This window comes from Flavobacterium cryoconiti (assembly GCF_048158645.1).
GTDB lineage: Bacteria > Bacteroidota > Bacteroidia > Flavobacteriales > Flavobacteriaceae > Flavobacterium > Flavobacterium cryoconiti.
In genome coordinates this window covers 365,649-384,044 of the sequence record NZ_JBLNKW010000002.1, presented here as the reverse complement: position 1 = coordinate 384,044, position 18,396 = coordinate 365,649, and the positions used below count along the sequence as shown (strand labels likewise).

The following is an 18,396-nucleotide window of genomic DNA, read 5'->3' as shown; positions in this document are numbered from 1 at the left end:
GTATGGAATCTAAAATAAAAACACTAAACGATAAAATTGCCGAAGCTCATTTGGGTGGCGGTAAAAACAGAATTGCAAAACAACATTCCAATAAAAAACTGACTGCAAGAGAACGCGTCAACTATTTGATGGATGAAGGTTCTTTTGAAGAAATCGGGATGTTGGTAACGCACCGAACATCTGATTTTGGAATGGAAAAAGAGCTGTATTACGGTGACGGAGTCATTACAGGATACGGAACCATAAACGGACGATTGGTTTATATTTTTGCTCAGGATTTTACCGTTTTTGGTGGTTCGTTATCCGAAACACATGCCGAGAAAATCTGTAAAGTCATGGATATGGCGGTCAAAATGGGAGCGCCCATGATTGGACTGAATGATTCTGGTGGAGCACGTATTCAAGAAGGTGTTCGTTCTTTGGGCGGTTATGCCGATATTTTTTACCGCAACGTACAAGCCAGCGGTGTGATTCCACAAATCTCTGCTATTATGGGACCCTGTGCCGGTGGAGCGGTGTATTCTCCTGCGATGACCGATTTTACGATGATGGTCGAAGACACCAGTTATATGTTTGTTACCGGACCCAATGTGGTAAAAACCGTGACCAATGAAACCGTAACTTCGGAGGAATTGGGTGGGGCGAGTACGCATTCTACCAAGTCTGGTGTGGCGCATTGCACGTCAGCAAATGATGTGGAATGTCTGGAAGATTTGAAACGCTTGTTGCGTTATTTACCACAAAGCAATAAAGAGAAAGCGCACAATTTGCCTTACGAGCTGAATGATGAGGTTCGTGCCAAATTAGCGGCTATTATTCCGGATAATCCCAACAAACCCTACGATATGCACGAGGTGATTAGTGGGATTATTGACGAAGATTCGTTTTTTGAAATTCATAAAAATTATGCCGAAAATATCCTAGTGGGTTTTGCCCGATTGGGAGGAAAAAGTATTGGAATTATAGCAAATCAACCGATGATTTTAGCCGGTTGTCTCGATGTGAACAGTTCGAAAAAAGCGGCACGATTTACCCGTTTTTGCGATTGCTTCAATATTCCGCTATTGGTTTTGGTGGATGTACCGGGCTTTTTACCTGGAACCGATCAAGAATGGAACGGGATTATCGTTCACGGTGCCAAATTGTTGTATGCCTTAAGCGAAGCAACCGTACCCAGAGTAACCGTGATTACGCGAAAAGCTTATGGTGGTGCGTATGATGTGATGAACTCGAAGCACATTGGTGCCGATATGAATTTTGCCTGGCCAACTGCTGAAATTGCCGTAATGGGAGCCAAAGGAGCCTCTGAAATTATCTTCAAGAAAGAAATTAACGAAGCCGAAGACCATGAAGCAAAACTCTTGGAAAAAGAAGCCGAGTATGCCGATTTGTTTGCGAATCCCTACACAGCGGCGCAACGTGGTTTTGTCGATGAGGTAATCCTACCACAAGACACCAGACGCAAATTGATAAAAGCATTTAGCATGCTTGAAAATAAAGTGAGCGTAACCCCTAATAGAAAACACGGGAATATTCCTTTGTAATTGTTGGATAGAATGGAAGAAACCACCTGATGAAGGTGGTTTATTTTTTTAATTTGAGTGTTTATAGTAAAGATGGTAATTTTCTGATACTTATTTACTTTTCATAAGTTTTTCCGTCTATTTTGTCATTCCGAGGAAGGAGGAATCTCCACAAGTTGCTCAATAATATATTTTAAATATTATTTTCTATTTTATAAATAAAACCTTACTTTAGTTTGATGCAATTACAAGAGGGGTATCATACGTATTACATTTATATCATTACCAATAAAGCAAAAACAGTTTTGTACACGGGCGTAACAAACCATTTAAAAATCCGTTTGGGGCAACACATAGATAATATTACATCTGGAAATAAAACATTTGCGTCAAAATATAATGTTCATTTTTTACTTTACTACGAAAAATTCACTTGGATTCAGGAAGCCATCGCACGTGAAAAAGAAATAAAAGGTTGGCGAAAAGAAAAGAAATTGAATCTCATTAAAACGATTAATCCCGAATTGAATTTTTTGAATCACTTGTTTGAATAGTATTGTGGAGATTCCTCCTTCCTCGGAATGACAAAAATGAGGATGAAAATGAGGGGAATTATAAAAAGATAGGCTAATGAAGACTTACCACTTTTGTTATTTTCCAATTTGTCCAAAAAATATCTATAAATGTATTTCTTATCAAACAGATACATATTAGTATTGTAAAAACAACTATAAGAAACCTATCTTAAGAATTATCTTATTAACATGGTTTTGTCATTTTAAAGTACCGGATGGTGTTTTTTTATTACTATTTGACATTTTAGTATCTTTCTAATAGCATTTAAAAGCATAGGTTTGCTTTCCATGTTTTATTTAACCAACCCACTATAATGTTTAAAAACAAATCTCTTTTAGTTGTATTACTATTTCTTCCCTTTATTTCCTTTGCTCAAAAAGTAGCGGCGCAAAACAGTTCCTTTCTCTATTCAGGAAGAGTGGAGAATCTTGCTAATGATAAAGTAATTTTGATAGGTTCTGCTTCATCTGTTTCGTTTGATTTTAAAGGAAATTCATGTTCTATTTCGTTGCAAAGTCTTGAAGAACACCAAAATTATGTATCATTAGAATTAGATGGAACTTATATTGGAAGAGTTCGAATTGAAAAAGGAGCGTTGCAGTCCTTTCCCATTGTAATTTCCAAAAAGAAAAAAATACACCGTCTCACGATTTATAAAGCTACCGAAGCTACGAATGGCGGGGTTTTATTTGGTGGAACTACAGCCAAACTAACCCAAATCACTCCTATAAACAAAAAGAAAATAGAACTCATAGGCGATTCCATTACGTGTGGATTTGGAAACGATACGGCTGCAATTCCTTGTGGAACAGGAGAGTGGTACGACCAGCATAATGCGTATTGGGCGTATGGACCTATAGTTTCTCGTAGCCTGAATGTGGATTATGTGTTGAGTTCCGTTTCTGGATTTGGGATGTATCGTAACTGGAATGACGAGCATAAAGACGAAGCAATTATTCCTGATGTTTATGAAAATTTATATTTGAATAAAGACAATTCTAAACCGTATGATTTTGCTTTTCAGCCGGATTTGGTTAGTATTTGTTTGGGAACGAATGACCTTTCGGATGGGGACGGAAAAAAAGAGCGATTGCCTTTTAACGAAGAAAAATATGTTTCAAACTACATCAATTTTATCAAAACAGTTTATAAACATGCGCCTAATACCAGAATAGTATTGTTGAACAGTCCGATGGTTTCGGGAGACAGAAATGTAATTTTGGTGCGTTGTTTGAAAAAAGTGATTCATGCTTTTGAAAATGATACGCAACACAAAATTATTGCTTTATTCGAATTCCAATCGATGAAACCAAACGGTTGTGGTTCGCATCCAGATATTGCCGATGACAAAATAATGGCCGCCCAATTAACTCCTTTCTTTAAAAAATTACTAGATGAAAAATAATATAATTGCCTTTGTTCTCTTTCTGATACTTTGTAATACTGCTGTTGCAAATGTTACGCTTCCGAATGTGCTTTCCGATAATATGGTTTTACAACGCAATTCCGAAGTTACGATTTGGGGTTGGGCGAATCCACAGGAAGAGGTCGTTATAACTCCAAGTTGGAATCATCAGGAATATAAAATCAAAGCCAGTAATCAGGCCAAATGGGAAATAAATATACCAACTCCAAAAGAGGGCGGACCGTTTACGATTTCCATAAAAGGATACAATGAAATTGTATTGAAGAATATTTTGATTGGCGAAGTATGGATTTGCTCGGGACAATCCAATATGGAAATGTCAGCGAGTTGGGGGATTGAAAATGGTGATGAAGAGGTGAAAAACGCCACGAATCCGAATATCCGATTTTTTATGATTCCCAAATTAACGGCAACTTCACCACAAAATAATGTGTCGGGTAACTGGACGGAATGCACACCGGAAACGATGAAATATTTTAGTGCAACAGGTTATTTCTTTGCCAAACGTTTACAGGAACAGTTGAAAAATGTGCCTATCGGTTTGATTGGTTCGAATTGGGGCGGAACGCCAGCGGAGATTTGGATGCCGGAAGAAGTCATTCAAAAAGATACAGTTTTACTGGAAAGTGCCAAAACCCGAAAAGAAGAATCTTATGGACCAAACCAGCCGGGACGCGCTTTTAATGCGATGATTTATCCCTTGGTGGGTTTTAAAATAGCAGGTGTGATTTGGTATCAAGGCGAATCGAATGTGGGTTCAACGGTTTATGACAAAACCTTTTCGGCTCTGATTACTTCTTGGAGAAAATTATGGAATTACGACTTTCCGTTTTATTACGTTCAGATTGCGCCTTATAAATATGGAGAAAATCATTTTGGAGGTGCTGAAATTAGAAATGCACAACGCAAAGTATTGCAAGAAGTTCCCAATACCGGAATGGCAATAACCAGCGATATTTCTCCTATAGATGACATTCACCCAAAAGACAAGAAATCAGTTGGAACAAGATTGGCGAATTTGGCTTTAGCCAATACGTATAAAACCAATTCGGATGTGGTTAACGGACCACTTTACAAAGCAATAAAAATCGATAAAAATAAAGTTGTTGTTGCTTTCGATTATGCCGACGGATTGCATTTTACTACTAAAAAATCAAATCAATTCGAAATTTCCGGAACTGATAATGTGTTTTATGAGGCAGAAGCCGTGATTAAAAAAAATACAGTGATTTTAAAATCTGATAAAGTGGCGCATCCCGTCAAAGTTTGTTTTGCATGGACGAACACAGCACAATCTGAGTTGTTTAATAAAGCGAATCTACCTGCTTCGTCATTTGTGAGTGAATGATGAAATTTTAAACAAGTTAACCACATAAGGAATATAAGGGCATTTAAGTAGGAAGGTAATGTGAAAATCCAAAAGCTCTCGTGATGCCGCATGTGGGCAATGCCATTAAGCTAAGGAATAATCTCCATGATTTTGTCATTCCGACGAAGGAGGAATCTCAACAACGTGAGCAACAAACAGAGATTCCTCCTTCGTCGGAATGACAAATAGACTCTTAACTTAATGACATTGCGCGTGAGGGATAGAAGGCGGTATCCTCGTAGCGTAGCGGAGAGATAAAGCCGTATAGCCCGACGCTTTTCCTGATTTTTTTCAGGGAAAGGGTCACGCCCAAAAATCAAAAAAACCAAACCAAATTATGAACACTAATAAATTAATTATTGCGGGGATTTTTTCCCTGATTACCATTTCAACTATGAATGCACAGAAAAAACCACATTTAGATAAGAAGAAACCGATTGAAGAACGCATTGATTTGTTGATGAAACAAATGACGCTGGAGGAAAAAGTGGGGCAGATGAACCAGTATAACGGCTTTTGGGAAGTAACCGGACCGGTGCCAAAAGAAGGCAATGCCGAGTTGAAATACAAACATTTGCGTGACGGTTGGGTAGGATCGATGCTGTCTGTTCGTGGGGTAAAGGAAGTAAAAGCAGTACAGAAAATTGCGGTGGAAGAAACGCGTTTGGGGATTCCGTTGATTATAGGATTTGACGTGATTCACGGGTATAAAACCTTGAGTCCAATTCCGCTGGCAGAAGCGGCGAGTTGGGATATGGAAGCAATAAAGAAATCGGCGCAAGTGGCTGCAGACGAAGCGTCTGCGGTGGGAATTAACTGGACTTTTGGTCCAAATGTAGATGTTTCGCATGATGCGCGTTGGGGTCGCGTGATGGAAGGTGCGGGTGAAGATGCCTATTTAGGAAGTAAAGTGGCAATTGCCCGAGTTACTGGTTTTCAAGGTGATACAAGAGCCGATTTGGCCAAAATAAATACGATTGCGGCTTGCGCCAAACATTTTGCAGCCTATGGTTTTGCCGAAGCCGGAAGGGATTATAATACGGTAGATATCAGTAATTCAAGGTTGTATAATGAAGTTTTACCTCCGTTTCATGCGGCGGCTGAAGCTGGAGTTCGTACGTTTATGAACTCCTTTAATATCCTAAATGGAATTCCTGCAACGGGAAACAGTTTCTTGCAAAGAGACATCCTGAAAGGGAAATGGAATTTTGATGGATTTGTGGTTTCAGACTGGGCTTCGGTTCGTGAAATGATAGCACACGGATTTGCCAAAGATGGTGCGGAAGCGACTCAAAAAGCAGTAATTGCGGGTTCTGATATGGATATGGAATCGTATTTGTATGTGGTTGAATTAGCAAATTTGGTTAAATCAGGTAAAGTAAAAGAAGCTTTGGTTGATGATGCGGTTCGCCGAATTCTTAGAGTGAAATTTGAATTGGGATTGTTTGATGATCCCTATAAAAATTGTGACGAAAAGCGTGAAAAAGCAACTATTGGAAGCAAAGCTAATAATGCGGGTGTTTTGGACATGGCCAAAAAATCAATCGTGTTGTTGAAAAACGCTCCCTCTCCTTTGGGGAGGGCTGGGGAGGGGATACTTCCGCTACAAAAATCTGGGCAAAAAATTGCTTTAATCGGCGCTTTGGCAAATGATAAAAACAGCCCGTTGGGAAGTTGGAGAATTGCTTCAGATGATAATACGGCCGTATCCGTTTTAGAAGGAATGCAACAATACAAAGGGAATCAATTGACTTTTGAAAAAGGAGCAGATTTGACGGTTGGGAAAACAGCTTTTGTGGATGAATTGGTTTTCAATACGACTGATAAAAGCGGATTTGATGCTGCCAAAAAAGTAGCTGCCAGTGCTGATGTGGTGGTCATGGTTTTAGGAGAACATGGTTTTCAATCTGGAGAAGGACGCAGCAGAACGAATCTCGATTTACCGGGTGTACAACAGGAATTATTGGAAGAAATTTATAAAGTAAACTCAAATATTGTTTTGGTTTTAAACAATGGAAGACCATTGGCCTTGCCTTGGGCAGCAACACATATTCCAGCCATTGTTGAAGCTTGGCATCTGGGAACACAAACAGGAAATGCCGTAGCGCAAGTCTTGTATGGCGATTACAACCCAAGCGGAAAATTGCCCATATCATTCCCAAGAAATGTAGGTCAATGTCCAATTTATTACAACAATTACAGTACAGGAAGACCTACTAATGGAGAGGGAAATGTGTTTTGGTCTCATTATACAGATGTGGAGAAAACACCACAATTCCCTTTTGGTTTTGGATTAAGCTACACTACTTTTGACTATAAAAACCTGAAAATTAATAAAACTGCTTTCGCAAAAGGGGAATCGGTTGTAGTTTCAGTAGACGTTACCAATTCTGGAAATTATGACGGAAAAGAGGTGGTGCAATTGTACATTCATGATGATGCAGCGAGTTTGGCCAGACCGGTAAAAGAACTAAAAGGCTTTGAATTGATCAACTTGAAAAAAGGAGAAACGAAAACCGTTACGTTGACATTAACCGATAAAGAACTTGGTTTTTATGACAATGACGGAAATTATTTAGTTGAACCTGGAACTTTCAAAATTATGGTAGGAGGAAGCTCAGACAAAGGGTTGGAAAGTGGTTTTGAGTTGAAATAAATCCTCACTCCAACCCTCTCCAAAGGATAGGAAGAAGTAATGGTTACTATCGCTAGTGTCAATTTTAATAAATTTAACCCAACTTGTTATTAAAACAGGTCGGGTTTATTTGCATTATATACTTATGAATGCGAATTTTACAAATTATAAAATTGAAAATCAAATCTTTAAATTGGTATAATGAAATACAACAGATGTGGGAAAAGTGGTTTATTACTGCCACAAATTTCTCTTGGCTTATGGCATAACTTCGGTTCAGTGGATAATTTCGAAAATGGAGAAAATATTGTCAAAGCCGCTTTTGACAAAGGAATTACACATTTTGATTTGGCCAACAATTATGGTCCGGTTCCGGGTTCTGCGGAAACTAATTTTGGTAAAATCCTGAAGAATAATTTTCAAGGAAACCTGCGCGATGAAATCGTAATTACAACCAAAGCCGGTTACACGATGTGGGACGGTCCTTATGGGGATTGGGGTTCCCGAAAATATTTATTATCAAGTTTAGACCAGAGTTTGAAACGTATGAATTTAGAGTATGTGGATATTTTTTATTCACATCGTTTTGACCCGGAAACGCCTTTGGAAGAAACCATGATGGCGCTTGATTATGCGGTGCGAAGCGGAAAAGCATTGTATGCAGGAATTTCTAATTATAATGCAGAACAAACCAGAGAAGCCACCGAAATCCTAAAACGATTGGGAACACCTTGTTTGATTCATCAAGTGAAATATTCGATGTTTGTTAGGGAACCTGAAGCTGGTTTATTAGATGTTCTGGAAGAGAAAGGGGTGGGCTGCATTGCTTTTTCACCTTTGGCACAAGGACTTTTAACGGATAAATACCTGAAAGGGATTCCTGAAAATTCAAGAGCTTCCAATCCAAATGGACATTTAAGAACGGATGAAGTTTCGGAGGAAAGAATCCAGAAAATTATACAACTGAATGCCATTGCACAACAGAGAAATCAATCTTTAGCTCAAATGGCTTTGGTTTGGTTATTAAAGGACAAGCGAATCACTTCGGTTTTAATTGGCGCGAGTTCTGTTGCCCAATTAAATAATAATATTGACAGTTTGCAGAATTTGGATTTTTCCAAAGCGGAATTAGCCGAGATTGAAAGTATTTTGGGATAGTATGTATAATAAAAGAGACGCACAATTGCGTCTCTTTATTTGATGTAATTTTAAAAAGTTAATTTTTTACGTTAATCTTTTTTACAATAATTTTTTTATCTAAAACTAAGTCGGCATTTGTCCCATTTTCAAGTAAAACAGGAACAGCCATTTTGTTTATTGGAGCCCCGGATCCTTTAAAATTTGTAATGCGTACATCGTTGAAATTATTAATTTCGATACCATTAGTAAAGTAAGGCATTCTGGTACCTGTCCAAGTTAATTTGAAGTCTTCAATAATTAGACCATCAACATATTGTCCGTAAATACCCGGAATGTCATGTTGAAAAAGCTGTTGTTTTTCATCCAGACATCCTCTTAAATCGATATTTCCGCCGGCTACATCGTTTAGTTTGCTGTCAACAAAATCAAAAGTTACATTTTTGAAATTGATGTTTTGAAGTCGGCTTTCTTCAGAACCATATACTAAAATTCCGTTTTCGGCTTTACAGTTTACATTGCTAAAAGTCACGTTTTTGATTACGCCTAATTTTTCCGTTTCTGTACCAGCTACTTTTACTTTTCCACGAACTGCCGAAATATGAATCGGTTCTCCATTTCCCCACCAATCGCCGGTTCTAAGTTTGGTTTCTATATTTACATTCGATACATTTATATTTTCTAAGGAACCTTGATCTCTCAGGAAAATCCCAATTCCTCTAGTTGAATTCGTAATATTACAATTAGAAATATTGATATTTCGAACCGAATTATGATCGAAATAACCTATTCTAATAGCGCTTGAAGCAGATTGAAGATTACAATTTATAATATTAATATTTTCTGAAGAATGACGTAAATCTTTAAAACCAGGAACTTCAAAATGCGAAGCATACCCAACAACAATAATCGCATCGTCTCCTGTGCGAACATCGCAATTACTAATCGTGATATTTTTTCCTGAAGTAATATCAATTCCATCTGCATTTGGCGCCAGCATATTGGTCCAAAGACGTATTCCGTCAATTAAAACACTGTCGCAATCGGCTATCAAAATAGTCCAGAAAGTGGATTGTGTTATGAAAACATCTTTTATAGAGACTCTTTTGCAATTACTGAAAATGATGGTTTGATAAGGTCTTTCTTTTGGTACAATTGGCCCGTCGCCAATACCGCCATCCACCACTTTTCTGAAATTTTCTTTCTGGCGCGTACCAGTAACGCCACCCCATTCAATTTTTTTAGTTCTAGTTGCATCAAAAAAGACACCACCATTTGCATCAATATTTCCACTTCCAGAAATGGTAATATTTTCTGAATTCTCAGTAAAAAACATGCCGTAATGTACTCCGTTTACAGAAAGATAATCATTAATGTCAGCACTTCCTCTTAAAATTGCACCGCTTTCAAGATAAAGATTTACGTTGCTTTTTAAGTTTATCGTCCCCATCATAAAAATACCTGTAGGCACATAAACGGTTCCTCCGCCGTTTTTAAAACAAGTATCAATTGTATTTTGAATTGCTTTGGTATTTATAGTTTTGGCATCGCCAATTGCTCCGTACTTTGTAATATCAAAAGTTTGTGCATTGGTTGAAAATGCAAAGCTGATGAATAATAATATGATGATTTTTTTCATTTGATTTAATTTAAAAAAGGTAGATAATTAAAGACCTCAACAAAGTAATTCCAGTAGTTTTAATGAAATTTTTGCGGTTCATTTTAAAATATGGTTTTTAGTAATGCACCATCATAAAAGATGCACAGCAGTGCATGTTTACATATAGAATTAAAAAGTTATTTCAATTTCAAATTATACATTTTAACCAATTCCAATGTCAATTTATCAGAAGAAAATACCGAGTTCAAGCCCTGTGGTTCTTGTGGAGGATCTGCAGTAAAAGTGTCTCCGATATTCCATTTTCCTGTACTGTTAACGGCTTTTCCTTCGCCACCAAAGCCCCAGAAATTAACTCCTTGTAACGTCTCATTATTGTTGTGACTTTTCAATAATCTTTCAAAGAAAGCTTTGTAAAATGTATTTCTATCCACTACGGAGGATTTAGGGAATAGATTTTCGTTAGCTCTTGGTAATCCAAATTCTTCAATTACAATGGGCCTGCCTAATTTTTTTGCTACTTCAATATGCTCGTTAATATATTGAGTTGCTTTTTCAATCGCAATTGGTAAAGTGGCTTTCGCATCATCAGCCTTGAACCAACCCCAGTTTTTCGGCCAAATATGCATCGTCAAATAATCAATTTTCGGATTCATATGTGTACGTTCAAAAGTTGCCAAATCATCATTCGAGCCTGCTTTTCCTTCGGAACCTGTCGAAATTAAATGATTGGGGTCTAAACTGTCAATCAAATCAACCGTTTTGTTCAGCCAAAGTGTAAATTTTTCTTCATTTTCAACGCTAAGAACGCGAGGTTCATTACCTACTTGCCAAGCCATAATCGCATTGTCCTCGGTATATTTTTTATTAGTATAGGCATTTGTTCTACCTAAAATGTATTTGATATGATTCTCAAAAGCAACCATACACGGTTCACAACTGTGGTATTGCTTCACATAATCCATAAATTGTGGCCAAGTGTTGGGTTTTATATTCGGATTCGGAATTTTTCCGTAACCATTCCATTCTAAATATTGTGACATACCGCCAGACCATTCCCAGTTGTTGTTGAGGTATAAAACGGCATACATATTGCGTTTTCCCATTTCTGCAATCAAGAAATCCAAACCATCCAGTAAATCGGCATTGTATTTTCCCTGTTCGTATTGCAAAGCCGGACTAACGGTATAATCGTAGGTTCCGCCATCAGCACCTACTAAAATTCTAAGATTGTCAATACCGTTTTTCTTCATTAAATCCAGTTCGCGAAGCAATCGTTTACGGTCGCCGACTTTTTTGGAACCCAGTAAACTGCCATACCAATAATTGGTGCCAACATACGAATACGGTTTATCACCTTTGTAAAATTGCGTTCCTTTTACGGTTATTGGAGCTTGTTTTTGTGCCGAACAAACAGTTGCCAAAAAACAAATAGCGAGCAGCATTATTTTTGAAACTAAATTCTTCATATTTTTTTATTTAGGAGCTATTTCCAGCTATACGTTTTAATCTTTTATTTTTTAAAGAAAAAAATAAAAGGATTTCCACTGCTATCTGGGCTAGGGCATTTGTTAAATCTAAATGATTATCTTATTCATTTGTCATTCTGATAAAGGAGTAATTAAGCCCCAATATGGTTCAATCTATTTATTCTCGATTTTTTTAATTCGGTTTATGACTTCAATGCAAGCTCGACCATTGTGATAGGGACATTTCCAAAAACCGGCTTTGTCTTTTTGTATCAACGAATAATCTGCATTTACACCCCAGTGCCATTCCCCATTTTCGGTATCAATAATATGTTTTTTTATAAAATCCCAATTCTTTAGGACTACATCTAAATAGGTTTTATCTCTGGTTAATTCATAGGCATTAAAAAATCCTATCATTAATTCCGCTTGCGGCCACCAGTGTTTTTCAGCAATTAATTCACTGCTTTCCGGGTCTAATTCATACCATAAACCACCATCTTCATCAATTCCTTCCTTGGTGACATCCGTAAGTTGAATGGCGTGTTTTTTATAACGGGCAATCAATGAAGCATCTTCTGAAATTTCGGCACATTGCAATAGGAGCCAAGTGGCTTCAATATCATGGCCATACGAAATTACATCTGGTTTTTCTATCCAGTTTTCGTCAAAAAACAGTCTTAAATGCCCCGTTTCTTCATTTATAAAATGAGTGTCAATCACTTCTAGTAATTCAATGATGTCTTTACGCAACGTTTCATCTTTCCAAACCTTATATAAATTGGCATAGCCTTCCACAATATGCAAATGAGTGTTCATTGTTTTCTTTTCGTTGGCGTCTTTATCGCTCAAGCGTAAATCATCAATGTTTTTCCAGTCTCGGGTAAAAGCTTCCAGATATCCTTTGTTTATTGGATCATAACTGTACTCCTGAATCTTTTTGTACAAATCAATGGCAACTTCCAGTGCTTTCTCCTCTTTGGAAACAGCATAATATTCAGTCATTCCATAAATCACAAATGCTATTGCATAGATTTGGTTTTTGGTGTCTTTTGGAGTTCCATCGTGATGGAGACTCCAAAAAATTCCTCCAAATTCCGTATCATAAAAATGGGATACTATATAATCAAAAGCTCTTTTGGCAATACTTTTATGTTCTTCGTTTTTGGTCAGTTGGTATGCTGATGAAAAAGTCCAGAGGATTCGTGCATTTAAAACCGAACCTTTTTCTGCTTGCGAATTAATTTGATTATTATGGTCTATTTGACCAATGAAACCTTCGTTTTTGGTGTCCATAGTAAACTTCGACCAATACTCAAGAATTGCATCGAGTTCAGTTGTAAGTTCAGATTGTAGTTGTTGTAATGGTGTGGACACGCTTATGAAATTGCTTTGTTTTTATTCACTTGTTTAATGATTGTATTCACAGAACCTGCTGACGTAAAGGTGTCTTCAGGTGTGTTCATAACATAATCAATCAGTTTTTCAACGGATGAAACGGCTACATGCATTCTAGTGTCTGAAGACGCATAATAGATAAATACGGTTCCGTCTTCGTCTTCAATCCAACCATTAGAAAACAACACATTCGAAACATCGCCCACTCTTTCTATTCCTTCTGGAGCCATAAAATGTCCGGCAGGCTTGTGGATTACTTTTGAAATATTATTTAAATCCGTCATGAACATATACAAAGTATAACGTAATCCGGCAGCGGTATTTCTAACACCATGAGCCAAGTGCAACCATCCTTTAGCCGTTTTTATAGGAGCTGGCCCTAAACCGTTTTTAAGTTCGTAAACAGTATGGTATTGTTTTCCGTAGATGATAGTTTCGTCCTGTACAATTGGATTTGTCATGTCATCAATATAACCAAGTCCTACACCACCGCCATTTCCAATGTCAATAAATCCATCTTGTGGACGAGTATAAACAGCGTATTTTCCGTTTACAAATTCAGGGTGAAATACTACGTTTCTTTGTTGTCCAGTATTCGAAATCAAATCAGGCAAGCGTTCCCAGTTCACTAAATCTTTGGTACGAACAATTCCTGCATTAGCAATTGCGGAGCTAGTATCTCCTTTAGGAGCTTTTGGGTCTTTTCTTTCGGTACAAAAAATACCATAAATCCAACCATCTTCGTGGTTTACCAAACGCATATCGTATACATTCGTATCTGGTTCTTCCGTTTGGGGTAATACGCAGGGTTTATCCCAAAATTTAAAATTATCGACTCCATTTGGACTTTCAGCAATAGCAATAAATGATTTTCGGTCAAAACCTTCTACACGAACAGCCAGAATATATTTATTATTCCATTTCATGGCACCGGAATTTAAAGTGGCATTCACTCCAATTCGTTCCATTAGCAAAGGATTGGTAGTCTCATTTAAATCATATCGCCATTCAATTGGAGCATGTTTGGCTGTTAAAACAGGATTTTTATAACGAACGAATATACCGTTCCCAACTGAAGATTGAGGCTCATTTTTTTGCTCAATTAGTTGTTGAAATTCATTTCTAATTTCAATTTTTCTTTTTTGGAAATCGGTATTTATTGTTTTTGTATTCATGATTGAAAGTTCTAAATCAAGTATTAATTAGTTAAATTTCTTTTGTTGTTAAGGTCTTGTTCAATAGTCTGTAACTTTTCTTCAGTAAGCGGGTAGAACAAGATAAAAAGTACTGAAATAACAGCGGCAGCGGCTGGAAGAATGCTAAGCATCAGTTGAATTCCGTTTTGGGTAACTGCAGTTTGCTCAATATTTGCCTGAAAACCATAATATCCCAATAGCCATCCTGTCGCTGCACCTCCTATAGTCCATCCAAATTTTTGAGACATCGAAGAAGCTGAAAATACGAGTCCTGTAGCGCGTCTTCCTTGTTTCCATTCGGAATAGTCAGCGCTGTCAGCGTACATCGACCATATTAATGGAAATACGCAACCTGCACAAATGCTGATTAAAACTTGGAAAACCATAATCAACAGTACATCTTCTTTTCCGAAAAAGTAGAAAATTACGCTCAAAATAGCAGCCAAGGACATTGCTCCGAAAAAGGTGTTTTTTTTGCCAATTTTATTTGCGATTGGAGTCGCCGCAATCACACCGATAATATTCGCTGCCTGTCCTAAAACCAAGTACAAAGAAGTAGGTGTCATGGCAAAAGTTTCTCCAAAGAGGTTGAAACTATAACTTACCGTATTGCTCACATAATATTTAAAGTAATACACTGCTGCACCATCACGAATTGAATTGAAGACTAATGTTCCAATTCCTGCTCCAAGTAAAATCCACCAAGGTTTATTTTTCCAAAGATCTTTCAGGTCTTCCTTCAAATCAGTTTTCTCACCTGAAATGGGTTGAACTCTTTCTTTGGTTAGAAAAAAACAGCCCCAGAAAAATAGAGTAGTTATAATTCCAAAAACAATTATGGTGTACAACCAACCTGTTTTTGAATTCATGTTTCCTCCAAAATGATTTACCAATGGCTCAATTAACCAAAGGGCTAATAAACTTCCGCCAAACGCAAAAACCATTCGATACGAAGAAAGCGTAGTGCGTTCTTTTCTATCCGAAGACAATACGCCCAAAAGAGATGCGTAAGGAACATTAATTATAGAATACACCATCATCATTAACGAATAGGTTACATAGGCGTAGATTATCTTACCTTTTTCATCAAAATCAGGGGTGTAAAAGGTTAGTATTCCTATAATGGCAAATGGTATGGCTGTCCACAAAAGATACGGTCTGAATTTTCCCCAACGTGTTTTTGTGCGGTCAGCAATAATTCCTACCAATGGATCAAAACAGGAATCCCAGATTCTTGTAATCAGGAACATAGTTCCCACAACAGCAGGTGCCAAACCGAAAACATCGGTGTAAAAAAACATGAGATACATACTGAATATCTTCCAAAACATGGAGGAAGCAGCGTCTCCCAAGCCGTAACCAACTTTTTCTTTTATACTTATTTTATTATGCATTTTTTGGGGTTTAAAGGTCTAAAGGTTAATTAATTATTTTTTATATAGGTTTTCTTTTGCAGCATCTTTTTCGAATAAAATTTTGCCAAGATTATAAAAATCTACGAAATCTTTTTCGCTTGCCTGTCCTTTGTAAGGGGCGTAATAATGCATTTTCTTTTCTTTTTCCTGCCATCCGTGGTTTCTCCAAACCAGTACATAGGAAATTTTATAATCACCAATCGCTTTAATCAGTGTATTGGTCCACCATTTATCATAAGGAATCGCTTCATAACCGGTCTCGGCAAAAGCCATAATTTTATTTTGCTCTTTGGCAACTTCATCCATTATCTTGAATTGTCTTTGGCAATTTTCTACAAAAGAATTGTCTTTTGTAGGATCATCGTATTGGTAATTGTCAAAACTCAAAATATCCGCATAATCAGAACCTGGATAGTATTCCAAAAATTCTTGTTTAGTTTTGAAATCAGCTGTATTATAAACATAGATTAAATTATGAACGCCCTTTTTTTGCAAATAATCAATAGTGAATTTCCATAAAAGCTTGAATTCTTCAGGGCTCCCATTATTTTTGCACCACCAGAACCAGTTTCCTGTAAGCTCGTGATAAGGGCGATACAGCATCGGAATTAATTTTCCGTTTTTATCTTTTAAAGTTAAAATATATTTTGCAGCTTCATCAAGCCAAGATTTAAATTTCTCATGACTTTCTCCTCCCGGTAAAGCCGAAGCCAACGATTTTGGAGTAGTGTCCCAAGCATTTTTCCCAGTCAAAGGATTATCAAAATGCCAGCTTAGGGTTATAATACCACCTCTTGCATGACCATCTTTAATAAATTGTCTCATTTTGTCAAAAGGGATGCCGTCAATATTGTTTGGCGATTTTTTTTCCAGTCCGCCAAGATCCCATCCATAAACTGCAGGATAATCTCCGGTAACCTCTTTTACATCACTTTTTCCAGCTTCATATTTCCAGTTCACTCCGTAAGCCAAATCGTCCTGATGACCAAAAAGGATTCCCTTAGAAGTCAATTTTTTTAGTTTTTTGTATAAAATTAGGGTCTCAGGAGTAGATTTTTTATCAGAAAGAGACGATTTTGTATCAATGGTTTGTGCTTTAGAAGAACATGAAATTCCAATATAAAAGAAGGTTATTAGGGCGAAAAGAGTTTTTTTCATTTAGTGGTAATTAATTTGAGTACTTAAATTTTAGAAGTACGTTTTATTTGAAAATTGCATTTAGAATCCATTATTGTGTCAAAAATAAAAAAGATCATTTTGGCTTTGTTATTGTCAAAACTATAAAAATAGTAAGTATTAAAAATGATTCGTATTTAATATTGATATTGTTTTTAAAATATTGATAAATGTATTTTTCAAAGATAATTGGAAGGCCTGCTTTTAATTAATATTATTTTATCAATTATATATCATATTATTGCAAATAAAAAAGGTACTATGAGCAATTTGAAAAATTTTTACAGAGAGATACCGCCGCTTTCTTCCGGAGACAGTTTTTTAGTTTTTGATAGGGTTAAAGATAATTTTGATTTTCCAGTACACTATCATCCTGAATTTGAACTCAATTTTATTCAAAATGGCAAAGGGGTAAAGCGGGTTGTGGGAGATAATATAGAAGAAATTGATGATGTTGAATTGGTATTGGTTGGTCCTAATTTGTACCATGGTTGGGAGCTAAATAAATGCACAAATTCACAAATTCACGAAATAACAACTCAATTTCATAATGATTTATTTGATGAAGCCTTGTTGTCAAGAAGATTGATGCATCCTATTAGAGATATGTTCAATCGATCTATTCATGGGATTTTATTTTCAAAAAAAATTACGGAAGAACTCGCGCCAAGACTAATTAAAATTTCAAAATTGGACGGGATGGATTATTTTCTTGAGATTATTTCCATACTATATGATTTAGCTATTTCCAGAAATCAAAGGCTTTTGTCAACATTCACTGTTGATTATGATACGTTTGACGATTACGATAAAATGAAATTGGTTTATGAATATGTGCAAAAAAACTTTGCTGAAAAAATAACATTAGAAGACGTTTCCAGTGTGGCGAGTATGACCAGTATTTCGTTTAACCGATTTATCAAAAAGAGAACTGGAAAAACCTTTGTCAATTATATAAATGATATCAGAATTGGGTATGCTGCCAGATGGTTGGTTGAAAAAGATTTGAGTATCTCGGAAATTGCCTTCAAATCCGGATTTAATAATATTGCTAATTTTAATAGAAGTTTCAAGTCTATAAAAAAATGTACACCAAGTCAATATAGAGAAGATTTTTCTGGCTTGAAAAGAATATTGTAAACTACCTAAAGTTTATGATTCTTGTTTTTTCTTTTAAATTGATTTATAGATAATCTATTTGGATTGTTTGTGGATTTTCTGCTTCTTGGAGTTGCTGTTGTTTCTTACGAATGTTTTTATTCTATGGTTTAAATTCCTTTCAGGAGCATGTATTTACATTTGCTTTATCGTAATTTTTTGTGAGAATAAATTGCGTTTTGTATAATTTAAAGGTATTATTTTTTATGAATTAATTGCTTATTGGGTAAAAAGTAAAAATATTATCATAAAATGACATAATACTATTAATTAGGTGTTTGTATCTGGTATAGATTTGTT

13 protein-coding genes are annotated in these 18,396 nt (G+C 36.4%); 7 read left to right on the top strand and 6 right to left on the bottom strand.

Annotation, left to right across the window (positions count from 1 at the left end):
• Positions 1–2 precede the first annotated feature (2 nt).
• From ACM55H_RS04565 to ACM55H_RS04540, 6 genes are all read left to right on the top strand, one after another.
• Positions 3–1,544, top strand: coding sequence for an acyl-CoA carboxylase subunit beta (locus tag ACM55H_RS04565; RefSeq protein WP_416835379.1), 1,542 nt, complete (start codon positions 3–5; stop codon positions 1,542–1,544).
• 215 nt (positions 1,545–1,759) lie between these two features.
• Positions 1,760–2,077, top strand: coding sequence for a GIY-YIG nuclease family protein (locus tag ACM55H_RS04560; RefSeq protein ID WP_416835378.1), 318 nt, complete (start codon positions 1,760–1,762; stop codon positions 2,075–2,077).
• 335 nt (positions 2,078–2,412) lie between these two features.
• Entirely contained in the window at positions 2,413–3,504 is a 1,092-nt protein-coding gene (locus ACM55H_RS04555; RefSeq protein ID WP_416835377.1) for an SGNH/GDSL hydrolase family protein, read from the top strand.
• A complete protein-coding gene (locus ACM55H_RS04550) occupies positions 3,494–4,873 on the top strand; it encodes a sialate O-acetylesterase (RefSeq protein ID WP_416835376.1) in 1,380 nt (459 codons plus the stop codon). Before ACM55H_RS04555 ends, ACM55H_RS04550 begins: the two co-directional genes overlap by 11 nt.
• A 358-nt stretch (positions 4,874–5,231) precedes the next feature.
• Positions 5,232–7,550, top strand: coding sequence for a beta-glucosidase BglX (gene bglX / locus ACM55H_RS04545; protein ID WP_416835375.1), 2,319 nt, complete (start codon positions 5,232–5,234; stop codon positions 7,548–7,550).
• Positions 7,551–7,730: 180 nt separating this feature from the next.
• Positions 7,731–8,687: an aldo/keto reductase gene (locus ACM55H_RS04540; protein WP_416835374.1), complete on the top strand. Its 957-nt coding sequence runs from the start codon at positions 7,731–7,733 to the stop codon at positions 8,685–8,687.
• Positions 8,688–8,745: 58 nt separating this feature from the next.
• On the opposite strand, the gene ACM55H_RS04535 is transcribed toward ACM55H_RS04540, so the two are convergent.
• From ACM55H_RS04535 to ACM55H_RS04510, 6 genes are all read right to left on the bottom strand, one after another.
• Complete coding sequence (locus tag ACM55H_RS04535; RefSeq protein WP_416835373.1) at positions 8,746–10,305, bottom strand: glycoside hydrolase family 28 protein; 1,560 nt, start codon at positions 10,303–10,305, stop codon at positions 8,746–8,748.
• 158 nt (positions 10,306–10,463) lie between these two features.
• Positions 10,464–11,753, bottom strand: coding sequence for a glycoside hydrolase 5 family protein (locus tag ACM55H_RS04530; RefSeq protein ID WP_416835371.1), 1,290 nt, complete (start codon positions 11,751–11,753; stop codon positions 10,464–10,466).
• A 174-nt stretch (positions 11,754–11,927) separates the two neighbouring features.
• Positions 11,928–13,130, bottom strand: coding sequence for an AGE family epimerase/isomerase (locus ACM55H_RS04525; protein ID WP_416835370.1), 1,203 nt, complete (start codon positions 13,128–13,130; stop codon positions 11,928–11,930).
• 2 nt (positions 13,131–13,132) lie between these two features.
• Positions 13,133–14,326, bottom strand: coding sequence for a glycoside hydrolase family 130 protein (locus ACM55H_RS04520; protein ID WP_416835369.1), 1,194 nt, complete (start codon positions 14,324–14,326; stop codon positions 13,133–13,135).
• Positions 14,327–14,349: 23 nt separating this feature from the next.
• A complete protein-coding gene (locus tag ACM55H_RS04515) occupies positions 14,350–15,741 on the bottom strand; it encodes an MFS transporter (protein WP_416835368.1) in 1,392 nt (463 codons plus the stop codon).
• Positions 15,742–15,774: 33 nt separating this feature from the next.
• Positions 15,775–16,920 carry a glycoside hydrolase family 26 protein gene (locus ACM55H_RS04510; RefSeq protein WP_416835367.1) on the bottom strand — a complete coding sequence of 382 codons (1,146 nt, stop codon included), beginning with the start codon at positions 16,918–16,920 and terminating at the stop codon, positions 15,775–15,777.
• 279 nt (positions 16,921–17,199) lie between these two features.
• Here ACM55H_RS04510 and ACM55H_RS04505 point away from each other — a divergent pair, with 279 nt between their 5' ends.
• A complete protein-coding gene (locus ACM55H_RS04505) occupies positions 17,200–18,078 on the top strand; it encodes a helix-turn-helix domain-containing protein (RefSeq protein WP_416835366.1) in 879 nt (292 codons plus the stop codon).
• The last annotated feature ends 318 nt before the right edge of the window (positions 18,079–18,396 follow it).